We start from the raw sequence: 18,561 nt of genomic DNA on the forward strand, positions 1-18,561 counted from the left end.
GAACCTATTATCCTTCGAGAACGAAGTCGGCCCCCAGCAGCTCGAGCTTGGTGATGAAGTTCTCGTACCCGCGGCTGATGATTCCCACGTTGCTCACCGTCGAGGTTCCTTCGGCGCTGAGCGCCGCGACCAGGTGGCTGAAGCCGCCCCGGAGGTCGGGAACCTCGATGTCAGCGCCGTGCAGGCGCGTCGGACCGGTGATCACGGCGGAGTGGTTGAAGTTGCGCTGCCCGAAGCGGCACGGGTGACCGCCGAGGCACTCCTTGTGGATCTGGATGGTGGCGCCCATCTCGACGAGCGCGTCGACGAAGCCGAAGCGCTGCTCGTAGACCGTCTCGTGGACGATCGACACACCGTTCGCCTTGGTGAGCGCGACGACGAGAGGCTGCTGCCAGTCGGTCATGAACCCGGGATGCACGTCCGTCTCGATCACGACCGGCCGGAGTTCGCCGCCCGGGTGGTAGAAGCGGATGCCGTCGTCGTGGATCTCGAACGCGCCGCCGACCTTACGGAAGACGTTGAGGAAGGTCAGCATCTCGGGCTGGCGGGCGCCGCCGACGAAGATGTCACCGCTCGTCGCAAGGGCTGCGGCTGCCCAGCTGGCTGCCTCGTTGCGGTCGAAGAGTGCGGTGTGCGCGAAGCCGTCGAGGTGGTCGACGCCTTCGATGCGGATCACACGGTCGGTGTCGACCGTGATGATCGCGCCCATCTTCTGCAGGATGTTGATGAGATCCATGATCTCGGGCTCGATCGCCGCACCCTTGAGCTCGGTGATCCCCTCGGCCCGGACCGCCGTGAGCAGCACCTGCTCCGTCGCACCGACGCTCGGGTACGGAAGCTCGACCTTCGCGCCGTGCAGGCCGCTCGGAGCGGTCATCCGGATGCCGCTTGGAAGCTTGTCGACGATCGCGCCGAACTTGCGCAGCACCTCGAGGTGGTAGTCGATCGGGCGGTCGCCGATACGGCAGCCGCCGAGGTCGGGGATGAACGCCTCGCCGAGACGGTGCAGCAGCGGACCGCAGAACAGGATCGGGATGCGGCTGGAACCGGCGTGCGCGTCGATGTCGGCCATGTGGGCGCTCTCGACGTTGCTCGGGTCGAGCAGCAGTTCGCCCTCGTCGGCGCCGTCGGTGACCTTGACACCGTGGATCTCGAGAAGCCCGCGCACGACGCGGACGTCGCTGATATCGGGGACATCGCGGAGCACGCTCGGGCCTTCGCCCAGCAGCGCCGCGACCATCGCCTTGGTGACGAGGTTCTTCGCACCCTTCAGTTCGATCCGTCCGCGGAGTGGGATCCCTCCGTTGATCGTGATCCGATCGCCTTTGAGTCCCACGTGCGCCCCTGCGGCTTGTGCGTCCTGAAGAAGTGAGTTCACTGCGTTTTCACCGGTAACGTTTTGGGCCGCCAGCTCTCGCGGCGGGCTTCGAATTCTGTGATATGCGCTTCGTCACGCAGGGTCAGGCCTATGTCGTCAAGGCCTTCGAGCAACCGCCACCTAGTGTAATCATCGATGTCGAACGAAACCGTGAGGTCACTGATGCTCGCAGTCTTGGCAACCAGATCGACCGTCGCATCTATTCCCGGGCTCGATTCGATCGCCCTCCAGAGACGCTCGGCGTCCTCCTCGCTGATCTGCCCCGTGAGAAGGCCCTGCTTGCCGGAGTTGCCGCGGAAGATGTCTCCGAAACGCGGGCTGAGCACGGCGGTGAAACCGTAGTCGCGGAGCGCCCACACGGCGTGTTCGCGCGACGAGCCCGTGCCGAAGTCCGAACCGGCGATGAGGATCTTGCCGGCGCGGTACGGCTCCTGGTTGAGGACGAACTCCGGGTCCTGGCGCCAGGCGTAGAACAGGGCGTCGTCGAATCCCGTCTTCGTGACGCGCTTCAGGAAGACGGCAGGGATGATCTGGTCGGTGTCGACGTTCGACCGCCTCAGCGGCACGGCGACTCCGGTCAGGGTCGAGATCTTGTCCATCAGGCGTTCACCTCGTTCGTGCCGTCGCTTGTCCGACGCAGCATAGCTCCGTCGGCGCTGGCGTCGCGGGATTGCCACGCAATCCCCTCAGCTCCAGCGCGGGCTATGTCGCCACCTTCATCACCGTCGAGATCCCACGGGCTTGACAGCGTTCCGCGGATCGCGGTCGCCGCTGCGACCACCGGCGACACGAGGTGCGTGCGTCCGCCCTTGCCTTGCCTGCCCTCGAAATTGCGGTTCGACGTGGATGCGCACCGCTCCCCCGGCGCAAGCTGGTCGGGGTTCATCCCGAGGCACATCGAGCACCCCGCGAACCGCCATTCCGCCCCGAACTCCTCTACGATCTTGTCGATGCCCTCGGCTTCAGCCTCGATGCGTACGCGTGCGCTGCCGGGAACGACCATGACACGGACACCCTCGGCCTTCTTGTGACCCTTGATCACCGAGGCGAAGGCGCGCAGATCTTCGATGCGGCTGTTGGTGCATGAGCCCATGAAGACCGCATCCACAGGGATCGCCTTCATCGGCGTTCCCGCCGCCAGGTCCATGTACTCGAGCGCCCGCTCCGCCGAGGCGCGCTCGTTCGGGTCGGCGATCGTTGCCGGGTCGGGAACGGACTCGCTCAGGGAGACGCCCTGGCCGGGGTTCGTTCCCCACGTCACGAACGGTTCGAGTTCATTCGCGTCGAGGTAGACCTCCGCGTCGAAGACCGCGTCGTCGTCAGTCGGGAGCGTCTTCCAGTATTCGACCGCGTCGATCCAGTCCTGTCCGTGCGGCGCGTGCGGTCGACCCTCGAGGTAGTCGAAGGTCGTCTGGTCGGGCGCGACCATGCCCGCGCGGGCGCCGGCCTCGATCGACATGTTGCAGATGGTCATCCGCCCCTCCATCGAGAGGGCGCGGATGGCGCTGCCGCGGTACTCGAGCACGTAGCCCTGCCCGCCGCCGGTTCCGATCTTGGCGATGACCGCGAGGATGATGTCCTTCGCCGTGACACCGGGGCGCAACTCGCCCTCGACCGTGATCGCCATGGTCTTGAACGGCTTCAGCGGCAGCGTCTGGGTCGCCATCACGTGCTCGACCTCGCTCGTTCCGATGCCGAACGCCATGGCGCCGAACGCTCCGTGCGTCGACGTGTGCGAGTCGCCGCAGACGACCGTGATGCCCGGCATGGTGAGCCCCAGCTGCGGCCCCACGACGTGCACGATGCCCTGTTCGATGTCGCCGAGCGAGTGCAGCCGGATGCCGAACTCCTCGGCATTGCGACGGAGCGTCTCGATCTGGGTGCGGCTCGTGAGGTCGGCGATCGGCCGGTCGATGCCGATCGTCGGCGTGTTGTGGTCTTCCGTGGCGATCGTGAGGTCGGGGCGGCGAACCGGTCGGCCCGCCATCCGGAGGCCGTCGAAGGCCTGCGGGCTCGTCACCTCGTGCACCAGGTGGAGGTCGATGTAGATCAGGTCGGGCGAGCCGTCCTCGCCCTTGACGACGAGGTGGTCGCGCCACACCTTCTCGGCCAGGGTCAGCGGGCCCGGCGTGGTTTCGGTCGCGCTTGTCTCAACGGTGTTGCTCATGTCAGCGAATGCTCCTTGCTTGCTTGGTGGTCAGCCAACGACAAACTCCGCGACGAGTGAGGCCTCAGGTCAGGACTCGTCGCGGCAGCTAAGGAGAAGCAGACCGTACAGCACGTCGGCAGTTTATCACCGGGGTCGCTCAGCTTCGCGAGCGCACGACGATGACGGTCACATTGTCGCGACCGCCTGCGGCGACGGCCGCGTCGACCAGTCGTTCGGCCGGATCGGCCGACTCGTCGGCCAGCGCCTCCGCGAGGATCCCGGCGATCCGGTCGTCCGAGAGCTCCCGCGTCAGCCCGTCGGAGCAGACCAGGAAGGTGTGCTCGCCTTCCGCCGGCAGGATCCAGGTGTCGGCCTCGACGTCGTCCTCGGCCCCCAGTGCACGCGTGATGATGTTGCGTTCAGGATGCGAGTCCATCTCGGCGGCCGAGATGAGACCCGCCTCGTACAGTTCCTGCACCGCTGAGTGGTCAACGCTCAGCTGTTCGAGGCGCTGGCCGTCCCACCCGTAGAGCCTCGAGTCGCCGACGTTGAGGGCCAGCCACGCCCTCCCGCTGTCATCGGCCACCTCGACCAGGCCGACCAGGGTCGTTCCCGACACGGCCGCGCCGAAGTCGTCGGGGAGGGAGAGCGCCCGCACCTCGGCATTGGCCGCCGCGATCGCCGCGACCACCGCATCCGGATGCGCTGGCGTGTCATCCGGGAACGCGTCGGCGAAGACGCGGATCGCCGCCTGGCTGGCCGCGTCGCCTCGCGCATGACCCCCGAGTCCGTCTGCGACGATGAACACCGGCCGTCGCGCGAGGAAGGAGTCTTCGTTGAGCGAGCGGACGCGTCCGACGTCCGTCTTCGCCCAGAATTCGACGCTGGAGGTCATCGACCCGCACTCTCTTCGTTCGCCGACGCGTCGGTCGCGTCGTCGCCGTGAATGGCTTCAGCCATACTGACACCGCTGATCCGGAGCTTCACCAGGCTTGCAATCGTAGCGACCGTCATGGAGATCAGGATGACCGCGAGCGAAGTCCAGGTCGTGATCTCGGGCGCCCACTCCACGGGATGACCGCCGTTGATGAACGGAACCTCGTTGGTGTGCAACGCGTGCGAGACGAGTTTGACGCCGATGAACGCGAGGATGAACGCGATCCCGTACTTGAGGTATTCGAGTCGGTCGAGCAGGTGGCCGAGCAGGAAGTACAGCTGCCGGAGCCCCATCAGGGCGAAGACGTTCGCCGCGAAGACGATGAACGGGCTGGTCGTGATTCCGAAGATCGCGGGGATCGAGTCGAGCGCGAACAGCAGATCGGTCGTGCCGAGCGCCAGGAACACGATGATCAGCGGCGTGAACATCCGCCGTCCGTCGATGGTCGTGCGCAGCTTGAAGCCTTCGTACTGGTTCGACACTTTGAGCCGTTTGCGCATGAACCGGACGAACGCGTTCTCCTCGTCCTCGTTCGGGTCGTGCGAGCTGAAGGCCTGGTGGACTGCCGTGTAGAACAGGAAAGCCCCGAAGAAATAGAAGATCCAGCTGAAGTTCGCGATCAGCGATGCACCCAGGACGATGAACACGCCACGGAAGACCAGGGCGATGAGGATCCCCACCATCAGCACTTCCTGCTGGTTCTTCCTGGGCACCGCGAACCGGGTCATGATCAGCACGAACACGAACAGGTTGTCGATGCTCAGGCTGTACTCCGTCAGCCAGCCGGCGAGGAACTGCCCTGCGTGCTCGGCGTCGCCGATGAGATACATGAGCAGCGCGAAGACCAGCGCCAGGGCCACGTAGAAGGCCACCCAGAGCGTGGACTCCCTCGGGCTCGGGATGTGCGGGCGCTTGACGACGATGAGCAGGTCGGCGACCAGGATCAGGACCAGGACGATCGCCGACGTGATCTCGAACCAGGCGGGGAGGGCGAGTTCCAAGGGAAGCCTTTCGAAGGGTGCCGGAAACGGCCCGAAAGTCTCTCCCGCATCCGTTCTTGACGGATGCCGCTGTGCCCGGGACCGTACGGACGATCCGTGATGACGTTCACAACGCGGGCCCTCGCCGGGCCGTTCGGGATACTCCCCTTCGCGTCTCCGATCCTATCGGAATCGATCCCCGGCTGCCGCTCCGTGCGGATGGGGGTGCCGTCAGGAATTCAGGAAGATCGGGCCGGATGCGCGCGGGACGAGCATCCGATCGGGGGTCTTGCCTGGACCGCGCGTTCGGCAGCCACATCCGCTTCACGAAGTCCTGAATTCCTGGGGCACGGAGCCGGCCGGCGCCCGGCCACCCTCCGGACGAGCAGAAAACCCCCCGAAGACACGTGGTCTCGGAGGGTTTTCGGTGTGTTGGTGACCCCAGCGGGATTTGAACCCGCGTTACCGCCGTGAGAGGGCGACGTCCTAGGCCGCTAAACGATGGGGCCGCTTTGCAACTCATCGAGTATGCCATACCCCGCGGGTCGCGACCAAACCGAGGGATGCGCGGACGCGCCTCCTCCGCTCAGGAGAGCACCCGCAGCGAGCCGGGAACCAGGGATATCTCGATCGGCAGTGGGCCGATGCGCTCACCGTCGGCATAGGCGATCACCCCGTCCGCGTTGAGTTTCACGGTCCGCGCACGCTGGAAGGAGACCTCAGGGAGTGTCGTATGCGTTCCCTGGAATACTTTCGGGAAGACGCGGAGGAACGCCGGTCGAGACATCGGCTCCACGACGAAAAGGTCGAGGTAGCCGTCGTCGAGTTCCGCGTGAGGCACGATACGCATGCCGCCCCCGAGCGACACGTTGTTGGCGACGGAGATGAGCAGTGCGCGGCGACGGGAGATGATGCCATCCACCTCGACCTCGTATTCGATGGGCTTCAGCGTGGCGAGTTCACGCAGCATGGCGAAGACATAGCGGGAAGGCCCGCGCGGACGGCTCATCTGGTTCGCCCGCTCGTTGACGATCGCATCGAATCCCGCCGAGACGACGCACGCGAACCAGGTCGTCAGCTCGCCGTGCCGGATGAGCCCGGCATCGATGAGGCGGGGCGGCTTGCCCAGGGCTTCCAGGAGCTGGTCGGTGGCGGCCTCCGCGTCGTCGACCCGGATGCCGAGACCGGCAGCCAGGTCGTTCCCGGTTCCGCTCGGCACGATACCGAGAGGGATGTCCGTCTGCGCCACGATGTTGGTGCCGAGGCTGACCATCCCGTCGCCCCCGACCACGACCAGCGCGTCGGTGCCCGCCTCGACGGCCCGGATGGTCTCCCGCCGCAGCAACTCCACGTTCGGTTCGGCGATCGCAACGACCTCGTGACCGGCCTGACGCAGCCGTTCGGCCACGCGCGGTCCGACCTCGCGGCGCTTGCCGAAGGACGCCTGGGGGTTGATCGCCACGACGACGGTGAGGGGTGCGACGGTCATAGTCCCCGATTATGTCGGACGCGACCGCATCCGCCGACTCAGGAGCGTAGACCAGCTGTTCGGCGCGCCGCGCGATCAGTCGAGCCGGGTGCGGCGCAGCAACTGGGCGTTGAGGGCGACCATGATGGTCGATACCGACATGAGCACAGCCCCGAGGGCCGGCGAGACGACGAAGCCCAGGCCGATGGTCACCCCCGCCGCCAGGGGGATCGCGATCACGTTGTAGCCGGTCGCCCACGCGAGATTCTGCAGCATCTTGCGATAGGTGGCACGCGACAGTCGGATGACCTTGGCCACGCCGCGGGGGTCGCTGGATGCCAGCACGATGCCGGCGGACTCGATCGCCACATCCGTCCCGGCCCCGATCGCAATCCCGACATCCGCCTGCGCCAGTGCGGGAGCATCGTTCACGCCGTCCCCGACCATCGCGACGCGGGATCCGTCGCGCTGCAGACTCGCGACCGTGCCCGACTTGTCGCCCGGCAGAACCTCTGCGAAGACTTCCTCGATCCCGAGCTGCCGAGCGACGGCGTTGCCGACGTCCCACGAGTCGCCGGTGAGCATCGCAACACGGATTCCCCGGCCGCGAAGCGTGTTCACAGCCTCCACAGACTCGGGCCGCACCACATCTGCGAGCACGATGAGACCGATCACTTCGTCGTCGCGGACCACGAACACCACCGTCTGGGCATCGCGGGCGGCATCCCGGGCGGCGTTGACGAGTTCGGCGGTGGGCGTCAGTGCGCGCTCGGTGAGGACGCGAGGCGCCCCCACGGTGACGGTGGCGCCGTCGACGAGGGCGGATGCGCCGCGACCGGCCTGCGCCTCGAACCCCGTCGCCCGCCTGACGGCAAGACCGCGATCGTCGGCCGCCGCCGCGATGGCACGAGCGATCGGATGCTCGGAGAGCCGTTCGACCGACGCCGCGATCGCGAGCACCTCATCCGCGCTCTCCCCCTCTGCCGGAACGACCGACACGACGCCCTGCCGGCCTTCGGTCAGCGTTCCGGTCTTGTCGAAGAGGACGACATCGATGAGGCGGGCGTCCTCCATCGCGTGCCGGTCGCGGATGAGCAGGCCGTTCCTGGCCCCCAGCACCGTTGAGATCTGTGCGACGAGAGGGATGGCCAGGCCGAGTGCGTGCGGGCACGCGATGACGAGCACGGTCACCACCCTCTCCAGCACGAAAGCGGGGTCTCCGGGAGCGAGGAACGCCCAGACCACGAGCGTGACGAGCGCCGAGCCCAGCGCGACATAGAAGAGCCACGCGGCAGCGCGGTCGGCCAGGATCTGAGTCTTGGACTTACTGGCCTGCGCGTCCGCGACGAGTCGCATGATCCCGGCGAGCGCCGTGTCGCCGCCGAGCCTCGTGACACGCACGACAAGGGATCCGCTGCCGGACATGCTGCCGGCCACGACGTCGTCGCCGGTCGAGCGTGCGATGGGCTTCGACTCTCCGGTCAGCAGCGATTCGTCGAGGTCGGACTCGCCCTCGACGATCACCCCGTCGACCGGCACGGCGGAGCCCGGCCGCACACGCACGAGCTCGCCGACCGAAAGAGCACTCACCGGCACGGTCTCGGTGCGTTCGGAGCCGGATCCCCCGAGCACGCGCTCCGCCTGGTCGGGCAGGAGTTTCGCCAGCTGTCCCAGTGCGTTCTGCGCCCCCATCACGGCGGACATCTCGATCCAGTGCCCGAGGAGCATGATCGTGATGAGCGTCGACAACTCCCACCAGAAGTCCATGCCCGAGAGGCCGAACGTGACAGCGAGGCTGTACCCGAAGGCGACCACGATCGCCAGGGAGATGAGTGTCATCATGCCGGGCTGCCGGTCGCGGAGTTCTGCGACGGCACCGCGAAGGAAGACCATGCCCCCGTAGACGAAGATCGCGACGCCGAAGACCGCAGGGATGTACTGGCTGCCCGGGAATCGGGGCCCGTCGAGGCCCAGGATCTGCTGAAGCCCGCGGGAGAAGACGAGGGTCGGAACGGTCAGGGCGAGCGATACCCAGAACTTGCGGCGGAAGATTGCCGGGTCGTGTGCCGAGTGGTCGCCGTGCGAGCCGTGGTCCTCGTGCCCGGCATGCTCGTCGTGCCCGGCATGCGCGTCATGCTCGTCATGCTCGGCATGCTCGTGCAGGCCAGCGGCCTCGGATTCGTGGTGTGCGTGCGTCATCTCGTCCATATGCACCGACAACGGTACCCCTAGGGGGTATATTCCTCAAGTTGCAGCGTTCTGCCGATGGGTGTTGGCTCAGACTATGAGACTGACGAAACTCGAACATGCCGCGCTGATCCTCGAAGAAGTCGGAAAGAGGCTCTTCATCGATCCGGGCTCGTTCACGACTCCCCTGACGTCCACCGAAGGAGCCGAAGCCGTCGTCATCACGCACGAGCACGCCGACCACTGGACGCCGGAACAGCTGGGGCGCATCCTCGACCTGAACCCGGACGTTCCGATCTACGCGCCCGCCGGTGTCGCTTCGGCCGCGACCGGCATCAATGTCACCGTCGTGAACGCAGGCGATGTCGTGACCGCAGGACCGTTCACCCTCCGCTTCTTCGGGGGCAAGCATGCGGTCATCCACTCGAGCATCCCCGTCGTCGACAACCTCGGGGTGCTGGTCAACGACGAGCTCTACTACGCGGGCGACTCCTTCACGATCCCCGAAGGGGTCGAGGTCGACACCCTGGCCGTGCCGGCCGGCGCTCCCTGGCTGAAGATCGCCGAGACCATCGACTACGTGCTCGCGGTCAAGCCGAAACGCAGCTTCCCCACCCACGAGATGGTGCTGTCGCGCGCCGGCAAGGATATGGCGAACGCCCGGATCCAGTGGGCGACCGAGCAGAACGGCGGCGAGTTCTTCCCCCTCGAGCCGGGCGACACGCTCGACCTGTAGTGCCTACACGGCCGCGTCAGCGCGGGTGGTCTGCGAGGATCTGGTCGACGTCGATGCGCTTGAGGAGAGCAGCCCAGTCGATGGACCGCGCCTCGCTCTCCTTGTCCTCGTCGGCGAGGATGCGACCGTTGCGTTCGACGATGATCCCGAGCGGGAGCATCCGATTCAACTCCGCGAGGATCGCGTCGTCGACCGCCTCGGTATCGAAATCCGCACCGACCTGGGCGTAGTAGTCGCTCGAGAGCGTGTATGAGACGATTCCTGCTTCGACCTGGCTCATGACGCGAAGTCTAGCCCGCCCGGCACGCGCTCGTTCAGACTTCGATGCCGCCGTCGCGGGCGAGATCCGCCTGCGCTGTACCGTCGAGCTCCACCGCAATCAGGGAGCCGTCCGACTCACTGAACTGCCGGCGGATCTCACCGAGGGCGACCTGTGTGGCGTACGCGACGACGGCCCACGCTCCCGGGCGAAGCGCTTTGGTGATCTGCTTGCGGATGTCCTCATCCACCGTGTCGTCGCTCGTCTCCATCGCCTTGAAGATCGCTCCGATTGTGCCGCCCACAGCGAAGCCCTCGATCGGCGCCGTGACGAGGGCACCCAGGATCTGGCCGAAGGCAGCCCCCTCAGTCGCATCGAGGGGTGCCGCCGGGTCGTGCGGCGCGGTCTTCAGCTCGATGTGGCCGTCTTTGCCCACGGCGATCCAGGCAGCATCCGCAAGCCGCATGAGCGCGATCCGGTGCAGTTCGAGGACCTTGTCGAAAGCGGCGGTGGCCTCGGCTTCTTTGTCGAAGCTGAGAATGATGAGTGTCGACATCGCGGGCCCTGTCTTGTCATTTTCGAGGTGCTGGAGAGTGAACGTACGCGCTCCGCTGCGGTTCGGCAAGGGGTGGGCGCGGCGAGCTCCGACACACCGAGCAGCCTCCGACGCGTGTGCGGATGCGAGCGCACAATCGGTGGCATGAAGACGTTGATCATCTGCGAACGGTGCGACGGCACGGGTGCCGACCCCGATCAGGACAGCATCGAGGTGCGGGCCTGTGTGGAGTGCGGAGGCGACGGCTGCCACATCACCTATTTCGCCGAATTCCAGCAGACGGCCTGACGCGTTCGATCGCGTGACCGCGGCCGCCGGTCAGTCCGTACGGCTCGCCCGGCGGTGCCGGCGACGCTCACGCCACGTCATCGCGGCCCGTTCCGCGGCCTCCCGTTCCCGCGCCTCGGCCGCAACGCGGTAGCGCTCCTCGCGCCGCGCACGCCACGCCGAGAGTTCCGCATCCACATCCCGCACCGGGGTGACGACGGGCGGGCCGCCCTGAAGCTGCCGTCTGGCCTCGATGATGCGGAGGTTGAAATCCTCCAGCAGTTCTCTCACGGCTCCCTCGGATGGCGCAGCGTCCAGGCGCTGGTCGAGGGTCGCGTCCTCGGTCCTCAGCGTCAGCGCCGGAGGTCCGAGGCCCGTCAGGCTCTCTCGTTCGATCTTCTTGCGGATCCACCAGTTCGGATCATGGATCTCGTGCAGGTTCGTCAGCGGCTTTCCCGCACCGGGAAGGTTGTCGAAATCGCCGCGACGCATCGCCTGTGCGATCGAGATCTCGACGAACTGTGCGCGCTGGTCCATGGATGACTGCCCGGCCGTGTTCGTGTCGTCGTCGTCGTCACGTTCAGGATTCCGGATGCCCGCGAGCTGGTCGACCTGGTAGCGGGCGACGTTCAGCCGCGGGTCGCTCCGATTCTTCTTGCCGGCCACGTCATCCAGCCTAGGATCGCGCGCCGACGACTTCCAGTGAAACCGGGACGGTCAGGGCCGGGTCACTTCCGCCGGCGGGTGACGATGAGGACGATGACACCGACCACCGCCATCACGAGGAGGACCGCGCCGAGGATGGTGAGCGCCTGACCGGCGACGGTATCCCCGGAGACGACGAGGATCTGGCCGCCGTAGATCGCAACGGGGCTCACGACGACGAGGACGGGAACGCACACCCACAGCGCCATGCGTGCGGCGCGAGCCGCCCGGTCATCCTCCGGACGCGTGACCATAGTGCGACAATACGCGCTACAACTGCCGGACGGGAGCGCCGGCGATCAGTTCGATGAGCTGCGCTGCGTCGAGGGTCTCGCCATCATGACGCCACTTCGGCGAGCCGTCGATGGTCACTCGGGTCGCCACGTGCGATTCGCCGTCGGGCGACTGCCAGGTGATGAACTGCGCATCCGGCAGGCCGTCTCGCATGGCCCGGGGCCGATCTCCGACGGTCCCCCTGTTCTCCACGACGAGCCCGTAGATCGTGAACGCATAGATCGCGAGCCCCAGCACGGCGAGAACCCCGGCAATTGCCGGGTGGGGCTGGTAGTCGGCCAGCGCGATGATGACCCCGACGATCACGACGGTGGTGACGGCGAGGAACGCCAGCCGCAGCCACAACGACGTGGTCGGCTTGTGCTTCTGCCAGAATGTCACGTTTCTCATTGTCCACGACTCGGATGCGAAGGCCGTCAAGGTGAATCAGCCCCATTCGCGGGAGTGCGCGGGTGACGCCCCACGGCGAACGGGGCCCGGCCGTTCGGCCGGACCCCGCGCGATTACTCGGGTCTAGTGGCCCGAGACGAGCTCCTGCCCGATCTGGCTGGCGAGCTGCTGCACCTGGGCGCCGTAGCCGCCCTGCAGTGCGGTGGTCGCGATCTTCTGCACATCGCCGGTCTGCGCTGAGGCGTTCGCTGAGGCCAGCGTCGACAGATCGGCGCGAAGCGAGGCCGGCAGCTTCGAGGCGAGCTGCGAATCGCCGGTCACGGCCTTGGCGACCTGCGCGCCCTCGGAGCCGAGGGACCCTCCCAGGTGGTCGATGTCGCCGGTCAGCTGATTTACCAGGGACGGGAGGTCGTCGGCCAGCCCCGATTCGCTGCCCTTGTCCTTCAGCTGCGTCGCGAGCGACTGGATCGCCGTTCCGTAGCGGCCGGCGAGCGCGGAGGAGACGATCTTCTCCGCATCGTGGGTTCGCTGCTGCCGCGGGGCATCTTTCAGCGTGGTGAGGTCGCTCTGCAGCGCGCTCGGCAGGAGGGAGAAGACGGCCCTGTCCGCGACGATCCGCTTCGCGAGAGCCTGAGCCTTCGCGCCGTTCACGTGCCCGTGCGCCGAGAAGAGACCGTGGAGATCGAAGCCGTCCTGGCCCGCGGATGCGGAGGCCGAGACGGAGCTGGAACCATTCGCAGTGTCGCTTGTTGCCGCGATCGCTCCCTGCGCTCCCGCGCACACCAGCGCCCCTGCTGCCAGGACGGAGGCTGCGCCGACCGCGAGCCGTCGCGGGCCGAATGCGCCCCGGGTCCGGATGGTGGTGTTCTCGGAGGTGTTCATGTCGTTCTTCACGTGGATCCTTTCCGTTGTCCCCGGCCGGTGTGACCGGGGGCATCCGGCGACTGTACGAGACGGGTCTGGGCCGCCAGTCCGTATCCCCTTCGAGTTCGCAAAGACCTCTGGAGGATGCGCGCCGACCGCGGTAAGGGTAAGGGGGCGGACGTCCTACGGTCCCGGCTGGTCCATGGATGGGGGGCTAGGGTGGCACGCATGGCCGCGAACATCCCCGATCCCGTAACGATGACCGGACCCGAGTGGGCTGAGTTCGCCCACTCCTTCGACGGATACCGGTGGCTGAGCGGGAGAACCGGCGCCGACGCGACACCGGACGCACTCTTCCATCAGACGGTCATCCCGGTTCGTTCGGCGTGGGAGCGGGACCGCCTCGACACCGTCACCGCCGACGAGATCCGCGCCACCCTGTTCTACAACGCGCGGGCCGACCGGCATGCCGGCGGCACGATGTTCTCGAAGGATGCGGACACGGAGGATGACGTCTTCCAGCGCGCGCTCGTCGCGGAACTGCGCGGTCGGGAGAGCGGCCCCGGGTGATCCGCCAATCGGCTTGCGTCAGTTCTTCTTCAGCTCCTCGGCGAGCATCACGATGATGCCGCTTGGGCCGCGGACGTACGTCAGCTTGTAGACGTCCTCGTAGGTGGCGACGCCTCGAAGCGGATGGCAGCCGTGCTTCGCGGCGATCTCGAGGGCTTCGTCGATGTCGTCGACGGAGAAGGCAACGCGGTGCATGCCGATCTCGTTGGGGAGTGTGGGCTCCGTCTCGATCGCCTTGGGGTGGAGGTACTCGAAGAGCTCGAGGCGACCGTGGCCGTCCGGTGTCTGGAGCATCGCGATTCTGGCGTGGTTGCCATCGAGTCCCACTGCTGTGTCGGTCCACTCGCCGCTGACCGTGTCACGGCCGATGACCGTGAGACCCAGGTCGGTGAAGAAGGCGATTGTCGCTTCGAGGTCGCGAACGGCGATGCCGACGTTCTCCAGTTTGATGGCCATGCGTTGCATGCTACCGAGCCGACGAGCTCCTCTCAGGGCACTTCGGCGACCCCGAGCGACCAACGCGCATCGCCCTGGCTGTCGACTCGCACGATGTAGGTGTCGACAAGGTGAACGTCGATGACGTTCCTCGTGGCGATCCCGGCCAGGGTCGCAACGGTGACGTTTCGGCCAACGCGCGGTCTCGCCCGATTCACGCGATCCGACGCTTTGTGACGGCGACTGTGATCCCGACGAGAAAGACGATCAGCCCGAGGACGGCGACGAGGGGACCGAACTGGATCCCTGTGGAGTCGGGCGCGATGAAGTGCTGCGTGTACTGGACGTAGGAGTGAACCGGCAGCGTGGGAATCGAGGACGCACGGAACACCACGTTGCCGGCTGATGCGTTCGAGGCCAGCGTCCAGGTGACACCCGCGATAGCAGCTAAAGCACCACAGGCCACCAGCAATACGGCAAGCGGGCTCCAGCGCCGAACAGCTTTGGCCTCATCCCGCAGAGCATCATTCATGAAGATGACAATAGACGCTGCAGTCTGCCTCAGGGTAGATCCAAATAGTCGCAGGCTTCTGCGTGCAGACCTGCCACTCCGGAGGACCGCCTCGTCGCCAGCGAACCGGAACGGCGGCTGCCCTGGTGATGCAGCACCGGCTCCCCTATTGCCGGCAGGTCAGGGAAACGAGACCTCTTCAGGACTGAACAGGATCACGAAGCCGCCGTCGGCGAAGTTGCCGATATCTGCGGCGGCGGCCTGTCCTTCTGGCGAACCAACCGCCGCCACCGCTGAGTCCTTGGACTCGAACAGGATCTGCGCGACCTCGTAGAATTCCGGCGTGGATCCGTCAAAGGACTCGGTGCGGCCTGCGCTCATCCGGACGATTCCGGGCATTCGACTGGTGATCGGAACGTGCGTGGTTCGGAAATACTCATCGAACGCCGCCGGATCAGAAGGCTGGCGATATCCGACAATCACGCGATAAGACATGTTCATCGTCCTGTCCTCGCGGTCGCAACCCGCGACTCGATCGTGGTGCGCAATCCAGAGACACAGTGTCTCAGTGGGCGCAGGAGTAATCAGCGCGGAATGATGGCTCCCGCGAGTGGCTGCCTACCTTCGTCGATGCCGCGTCGTCACGGGCGATACTCTTCTCGTTTCTCAAACATGGCACGCGCGCTCGGATCGCTGGAATGGCCACCGTTCAAGGCATAACCGAGATCGAACACGACCTCGACAGCTCGGCTGAGGATACGCCAACCAACCGCCAGGACATGCCAAACACCTCGAACGAACTTCATCGTCGGACCTCCGTGGTGCTGACTGTAGTCCGAATCGTCGTCAATCGAGCGTGCGAATGTACGTGACTGTCGGCGCTGCCGGGTCGCCGCTGGCGACGCACAACGCCGAAACGTACGGGCCTTCGGGGTAGTGGTAGGTGACGTTGACGTAGATCGCGTTCGGGTCCCCGTTCGTGTGGTCCTTCACGTACCCGTCGGAGCTGGCCTGACCGAACGCGTCTGCGGTGGGCGGCTCAGGTTTGACCGGGTCGCGGCCGCCCCAGACGCTGACCGGCACCGCAGCGTCACACGCCGCGTACACGGCCGCGAGATCGAACCCGTTCAAGGTCGCCGCCGCCGTTTCGGTCGGTGTTGGCGTGGCTGAGTCAGTCGGGGTCGGTGAGACCGCCGGTGTTTGCGAGGACGCTGTTGTGGGCGCCGGCGAGTCGGCCGCGGCGGCGGAACACCCCGCCATGACCGCGACCACGACCACGGACAGAACAAGTGATGCGAACGACCGAACCTTCATGACCCCTCCAAGAGATCAACCCACCCCATGATCACGGCAGCCGACGCCGACGTGCTGGAGGCCCCTATCCTCCTATCGTTAAGTGTCCGATGGGGCGCAAAAGGTTCCATCCGGGGCTGCACGGTTGCGTTCGTCTAGCGTTCCTCGGTCGGCGCTGCCTCCAACATCGCAGCGTCTGCCTCGTGCGACACGAAGCGCTACAAACGAAAACCCCCGGAAAACCGGGGGCTTCATTCAACTCGAAAGCTGGGGTACCTGGACTCGAACCAAGAACAACTGAGTCTCGGTTCCACGATTCGGGAAATCACCGTTGACCTGCAATTTCCATGTTTCCTCCGGGCTGCAATTTGGCGAATGTCCGTAAACTCTCAGCGGAAGCTGAAAACGCCGGTAACGATTAGCTAACCAGCGACTCGCTACCAGCCCGTGGGCTCTACGCTCTGTCCATCAACGTTGATGCACGTGAGGAGCGGCCATGGAAGCGACCCGATTGCGCCCGCGTCTGCTCGTAGCGATAGGCGTCGCCGTAGCGCTCGTGGCCCTGGTGATCGGCATCGTCGTCTCAACAGCGCCAATGCCCAATCCGATCCGGCACGGGGCTGCCTACGTTGACCCGCAAATCGCCACGAAGGTTCCAGCGTCGTTTACCGGTGTTCCTCCGCACGCCGTGGCTCCCACCTTGACTCAGCAGGATACCCGGACGCTCATAAGCGAGCCTTGGGAGTTCATTTCGCTCGACGGACGGCACCTTGAGATTGTCTACCTTCAGGGAAACGGAACCTGTGAATTGCCCCGTGGGTTCGCCGTCACCTACTCGAAGACGACCGTCGAAGTGGCGGCACTATCGCACGCGTGTGGTGACCTCGCGATCGCTGATATGGCAGTCATCGGCCGTGCCGTCCTCACGCTACCTGAACCGCTAAACGGCCGCGACCTGGTGCACGCTCCCACAGACCAGCAGTGGCGGAGGGATGTGCTGACGGAATAGACGTTGGGAGTAGAGGGAAGCGAGGAGGCGAAGCCGACGAGCCTCCATTAACCCTTAAGCACCCGTCCGACCCGATCGACCCACCCCGGTTCGCGCTACCGCGCGCCCCGCGCCCTGGCCGGCGCGGCGCCCTGGGCCCGAGCGCTACCGCGCCTCAAACGGGCGAACCGCGGGCGACGCCGTTGCCGGTGATCGCGGCGACTCGCGCTGCGCAGCACTCTCGCAGGAAGTGTCAAGCTTCGCTGACTGACGTCCATCGAAAACGCCCCGCTAACCGCTCTGGTGTGCGGGGCGTTTCGTATTTACAGGCGTCCAGAATTGTCCAAAAACTCTCCATAAACTCGCCATAAACCCGGTGGACTTGGGTGCTTTCCGATGAGATGCAATGACATCACTCTCGAAGGTCGCTGCGCAGGACATTACCGGCGATCCCAGTCGTGGAGCGGAAGCACAAACGAAAAACCCCCGGAAAACCGGGGGCTTCATTCAGCTCGAAAGCTGGGGTACCTGGACTCGAACCAAGAACAACTGAACCAGAATCAGCCGTGTTGCCAATTACACCATACCCCACTGGCCCACACCGAAGTCCGGGCCGAGTGTCAACTTTAGCCTACTGGGAGGGCGCAGCCAAAACCGACGCCGCCTCGGCAATGGACTGCCCGATCAGGTCACGATTCACCGTCGCTGCGACGACTGCTCCGGCCCCCGCAGCGACGATCAGCTGCTGCGGTCCGGGCGGTGTGGAGTCCCCCGCTGCGTACATGCCGGGCACGGATGTGCGTCCCTTAGCATCGACCACGATGAGGCCTTCGGCATCACGTTCGAGGCCGAGGCCGTCCGCAAAGTCGAGCGCCGGAGTCCATACCGGCCGGACGAATCCGCCGACCCGCTCGACGACGGTGCCGTCCTGCAGGCGGATGCCCGTCATGACGCCTCGCTCCCCCTCGACGTCGTCGATCCGGCGACGCTCCACGACGACACCACGCCCGACCAGGCGCGCCTCGTCGTCAGCCGTGATCGCCCCCACACCGTTGGTGAAGACGACGAGGTCGCTCGACCACTGGCTGAGCAGGAGCGCCCGCTCGGCGAGGTCGTCGGATTCGCCGATGAGCGCGAGCGCGGCATCCGATTTCTCGTAGCCGTCGCATTCGACGCAACTGTGAAGGTGGGTGCCGTAGTACGCCCGGAGGCTCGGGATGGCGGGCAGCGACTCGGAGAGCCCGCTCGCGATGACGACAGCGGTCGCGACCACGTCGATGTCGGCGGCACCGCGAACACCGCGTGCCGTCACACGAAAACCTCGGCCATCGAGGGGGCGAACAGCGTCCACCACCGCGAACGCGACGTCCCCTTCGTCGTAGCGTTCGACCTCGTCACGGCCCAGCTTGCGGAGCTCGAGCGGCGAGACGCCGTCCCTGGTGAGGAATCCGCGCGCCAGCAGCGTAGCCGCGTTGCGGGGACGATTGCTGTCGATCACGAGGGTGCGGCGCCGCGCGCGAACGAGATTCAGCGCAGCGGAGAGGCCCGCCGGTCCGCCGCCGATGACGATGACATCCGCTGTCTCCTGTGCCAT

The 18,561-nt window shown here is 66.0% G+C and carries 23 protein-coding genes and 2 tRNA genes; 4 read left to right on the plus strand and 21 right to left on the minus strand.

Annotated features, from left to right (window positions below; translation table 11 throughout):
• Positions 1 to 7: 7 nt before the first annotated feature.
• The 8 genes from murA to G3T36_RS12730 form a co-directional block, all read right to left on the minus strand.
• Positions 8 to 1,378, minus strand: a complete 1,371-nt coding sequence (gene murA, locus G3T36_RS12695; protein WP_338031570.1) for a UDP-N-acetylglucosamine 1-carboxyvinyltransferase — start codon at positions 1,376 to 1,378, stop codon at positions 8 to 10.
• Positions 1,375 to 1,977: a 3-isopropylmalate dehydratase small subunit gene (gene leuD / locus G3T36_RS12700; protein WP_163290109.1), complete on the minus strand. Its 603-nt coding sequence runs from the start codon at positions 1,975 to 1,977 to the stop codon at positions 1,375 to 1,377. The genes murA and leuD overlap by 4 nt, the downstream gene beginning before the upstream one ends.
• Positions 1,977 to 3,545 carry a 3-isopropylmalate dehydratase large subunit gene (leuC, locus tag G3T36_RS12705; protein WP_240148448.1) on the minus strand — a complete coding sequence of 523 codons (1,569 nt, stop codon included), beginning with the start codon at positions 3,543 to 3,545 and terminating at the stop codon, positions 1,977 to 1,979. The genes leuD and leuC overlap by 1 nt, the downstream gene beginning before the upstream one ends.
• Before the next feature lie 139 nt (positions 3,546 to 3,684).
• Positions 3,685 to 4,422 carry a PP2C family protein-serine/threonine phosphatase gene (locus tag G3T36_RS12710; protein WP_163290110.1) on the minus strand — a complete coding sequence of 246 codons (738 nt, stop codon included), beginning with the start codon at positions 4,420 to 4,422 and terminating at the stop codon, positions 3,685 to 3,687.
• Positions 4,419 to 5,465: a TerC family protein gene (locus G3T36_RS12715; RefSeq protein ID WP_163290111.1), complete on the minus strand. Its 1,047-nt coding sequence runs from the start codon at positions 5,463 to 5,465 to the stop codon at positions 4,419 to 4,421. Before G3T36_RS12715 ends, G3T36_RS12710 begins: the two co-directional genes overlap by 4 nt.
• 412 nt (positions 5,466 to 5,877) lie before the next feature.
• Positions 5,878 to 5,953 (minus strand) — tRNA-Glu (locus G3T36_RS12720).
• 77 nt (positions 5,954 to 6,030) lie between these two features.
• Complete coding sequence (locus G3T36_RS12725; RefSeq protein ID WP_163290112.1) at positions 6,031 to 6,933, minus strand: diacylglycerol kinase family protein; 903 nt, start codon at positions 6,931 to 6,933, stop codon at positions 6,031 to 6,033.
• Between the two features lie 75 nt (positions 6,934 to 7,008).
• The gene (locus tag G3T36_RS12730) at positions 7,009 to 9,120 is read right to left on the minus strand and encodes a heavy metal translocating P-type ATPase (protein ID WP_163290113.1); all 2,112 of its coding nucleotides are present in this window, start codon (positions 9,118 to 9,120) and stop codon (positions 7,009 to 7,011) included.
• 76 nt (positions 9,121 to 9,196) lie between these two features.
• Between G3T36_RS12730 and G3T36_RS12735 the strand changes: the two genes are divergently transcribed.
• Positions 9,197 to 9,835: an MBL fold metallo-hydrolase gene (locus G3T36_RS12735; protein WP_163290114.1), complete on the plus strand. Its 639-nt coding sequence runs from the start codon at positions 9,197 to 9,199 to the stop codon at positions 9,833 to 9,835.
• A gap of 16 nt (positions 9,836 to 9,851) precedes the next feature.
• Here G3T36_RS12735 and G3T36_RS12740 read toward each other — a convergent pair whose 3' ends face one another.
• Together G3T36_RS12740 and G3T36_RS12745 are read right to left on the minus strand one after the other, a co-directional pair.
• Positions 9,852 to 10,115, minus strand: a complete 264-nt coding sequence (locus tag G3T36_RS12740; RefSeq protein ID WP_163290115.1) for a hypothetical protein — start codon at positions 10,113 to 10,115, stop codon at positions 9,852 to 9,854.
• Between the two features lie 34 nt (positions 10,116 to 10,149).
• Positions 10,150 to 10,650, minus strand: a complete 501-nt coding sequence (locus G3T36_RS12745) for a DUF1269 domain-containing protein (RefSeq protein WP_163290116.1) — start codon at positions 10,648 to 10,650, stop codon at positions 10,150 to 10,152.
• Between the two features lie 144 nt (positions 10,651 to 10,794).
• Between G3T36_RS12745 and G3T36_RS19535 the strand changes: the two genes are divergently transcribed.
• On the plus strand, positions 10,795 to 10,938 hold the full coding sequence (locus G3T36_RS19535; RefSeq protein ID WP_193571087.1) for a hypothetical protein: 144 nt from the start codon (positions 10,795 to 10,797) through the stop codon (positions 10,936 to 10,938).
• 30 nt (positions 10,939 to 10,968) lie between these two features.
• On the opposite strand, the gene G3T36_RS12750 is transcribed toward G3T36_RS19535, so the two are convergent.
• The 4 genes from G3T36_RS12750 to G3T36_RS12765 form a co-directional block, all read right to left on the minus strand.
• Positions 10,969 to 11,583: a DnaJ family domain-containing protein gene (locus G3T36_RS12750; RefSeq protein ID WP_338031572.1), complete on the minus strand. Its 615-nt coding sequence runs from the start codon at positions 11,581 to 11,583 to the stop codon at positions 10,969 to 10,971.
• Between the two features lie 62 nt (positions 11,584 to 11,645).
• A complete protein-coding gene (locus G3T36_RS12755) occupies positions 11,646 to 11,876 on the minus strand; it encodes a hypothetical protein (RefSeq protein ID WP_163290117.1) in 231 nt (76 codons plus the stop codon).
• Positions 11,877 to 11,892: 16 nt separating this feature from the next.
• A complete protein-coding gene (locus tag G3T36_RS12760; protein WP_163290118.1) occupies positions 11,893 to 12,297 on the minus strand; it encodes a hypothetical protein in 405 nt (134 codons plus the stop codon).
• Between the two features lie 132 nt (positions 12,298 to 12,429).
• Positions 12,430 to 13,200, minus strand: coding sequence for a hypothetical protein (locus G3T36_RS12765; protein ID WP_163290119.1), 771 nt, complete (start codon positions 13,198 to 13,200; stop codon positions 12,430 to 12,432).
• A 198-nt stretch (positions 13,201 to 13,398) separates the two neighbouring features.
• On the opposite strand from G3T36_RS12765, the gene G3T36_RS12770 reads away from it, so the two are divergent.
• Positions 13,399 to 13,740: a hypothetical protein gene (locus G3T36_RS12770; protein WP_163290120.1), complete on the plus strand. Its 342-nt coding sequence runs from the start codon at positions 13,399 to 13,401 to the stop codon at positions 13,738 to 13,740.
• Positions 13,741 to 13,758: 18 nt separating this feature from the next.
• On the opposite strand, the gene G3T36_RS12775 is transcribed toward G3T36_RS12770, so the two are convergent.
• The 5 genes from G3T36_RS12775 to G3T36_RS12795 all read right to left on the minus strand — a co-directional run bounded on the left by G3T36_RS12775 (position 13,759) and on the right by G3T36_RS12795 (position 16,000).
• Positions 13,759 to 14,196, minus strand: a complete 438-nt coding sequence (locus tag G3T36_RS12775; RefSeq protein ID WP_163290121.1) for a VOC family protein — start codon at positions 14,194 to 14,196, stop codon at positions 13,759 to 13,761.
• 32 nt (positions 14,197 to 14,228) lie between these two features.
• The gene (locus G3T36_RS12780) at positions 14,229 to 14,393 is read right to left on the minus strand and encodes a hypothetical protein (protein WP_163290122.1); all 165 of its coding nucleotides are present in this window, start codon (positions 14,391 to 14,393) and stop codon (positions 14,229 to 14,231) included.
• Positions 14,390 to 14,707 (minus strand): hypothetical protein, encoded by a 318-nt coding sequence (locus G3T36_RS12785; protein WP_163290123.1) that lies wholly within the window; start codon positions 14,705 to 14,707, stop codon positions 14,390 to 14,392. Before G3T36_RS12785 ends, G3T36_RS12780 begins: the two co-directional genes overlap by 4 nt.
• A gap of 159 nt (positions 14,708 to 14,866) precedes the next feature.
• On the minus strand, positions 14,867 to 15,187 hold the full coding sequence (locus G3T36_RS12790; RefSeq protein WP_205245057.1) for an EthD family reductase: 321 nt from the start codon (positions 15,185 to 15,187) through the stop codon (positions 14,867 to 14,869).
• Between the two features lie 345 nt (positions 15,188 to 15,532).
• Positions 15,533 to 16,000: a hypothetical protein gene (locus G3T36_RS12795; protein ID WP_163290124.1), complete on the minus strand. Its 468-nt coding sequence runs from the start codon at positions 15,998 to 16,000 to the stop codon at positions 15,533 to 15,535.
• A 475-nt stretch (positions 16,001 to 16,475) separates the two neighbouring features.
• On the opposite strand from G3T36_RS12795, the gene G3T36_RS12800 reads away from it, so the two are divergent.
• Positions 16,476 to 16,988, plus strand: coding sequence for a hypothetical protein (locus tag G3T36_RS12800; RefSeq protein ID WP_163290125.1), 513 nt, complete (start codon positions 16,476 to 16,478; stop codon positions 16,986 to 16,988).
• A 498-nt stretch (positions 16,989 to 17,486) separates the two neighbouring features.
• Here G3T36_RS12800 and G3T36_RS12805 read toward each other — a convergent pair.
• Positions 17,487 to 17,558: transfer RNA gene (locus tag G3T36_RS12805), tRNA-Gln, on the minus strand.
• Positions 17,559 to 17,598: 40 nt separating this feature from the next.
• Positions 17,599 to 18,561 (minus strand): NAD(P)/FAD-dependent oxidoreductase, encoded by a 963-nt coding sequence (locus tag G3T36_RS12810; protein ID WP_163290126.1) that lies wholly within the window; start codon positions 18,559 to 18,561, stop codon positions 17,599 to 17,601.

It is taken from the genome of Leifsonia tongyongensis (genome assembly GCF_010686705.1).
Taxonomy (GTDB): domain Bacteria; phylum Actinomycetota; class Actinomycetes; order Actinomycetales; family Microbacteriaceae; genus Diaminobutyricibacter; species Diaminobutyricibacter tongyongensis.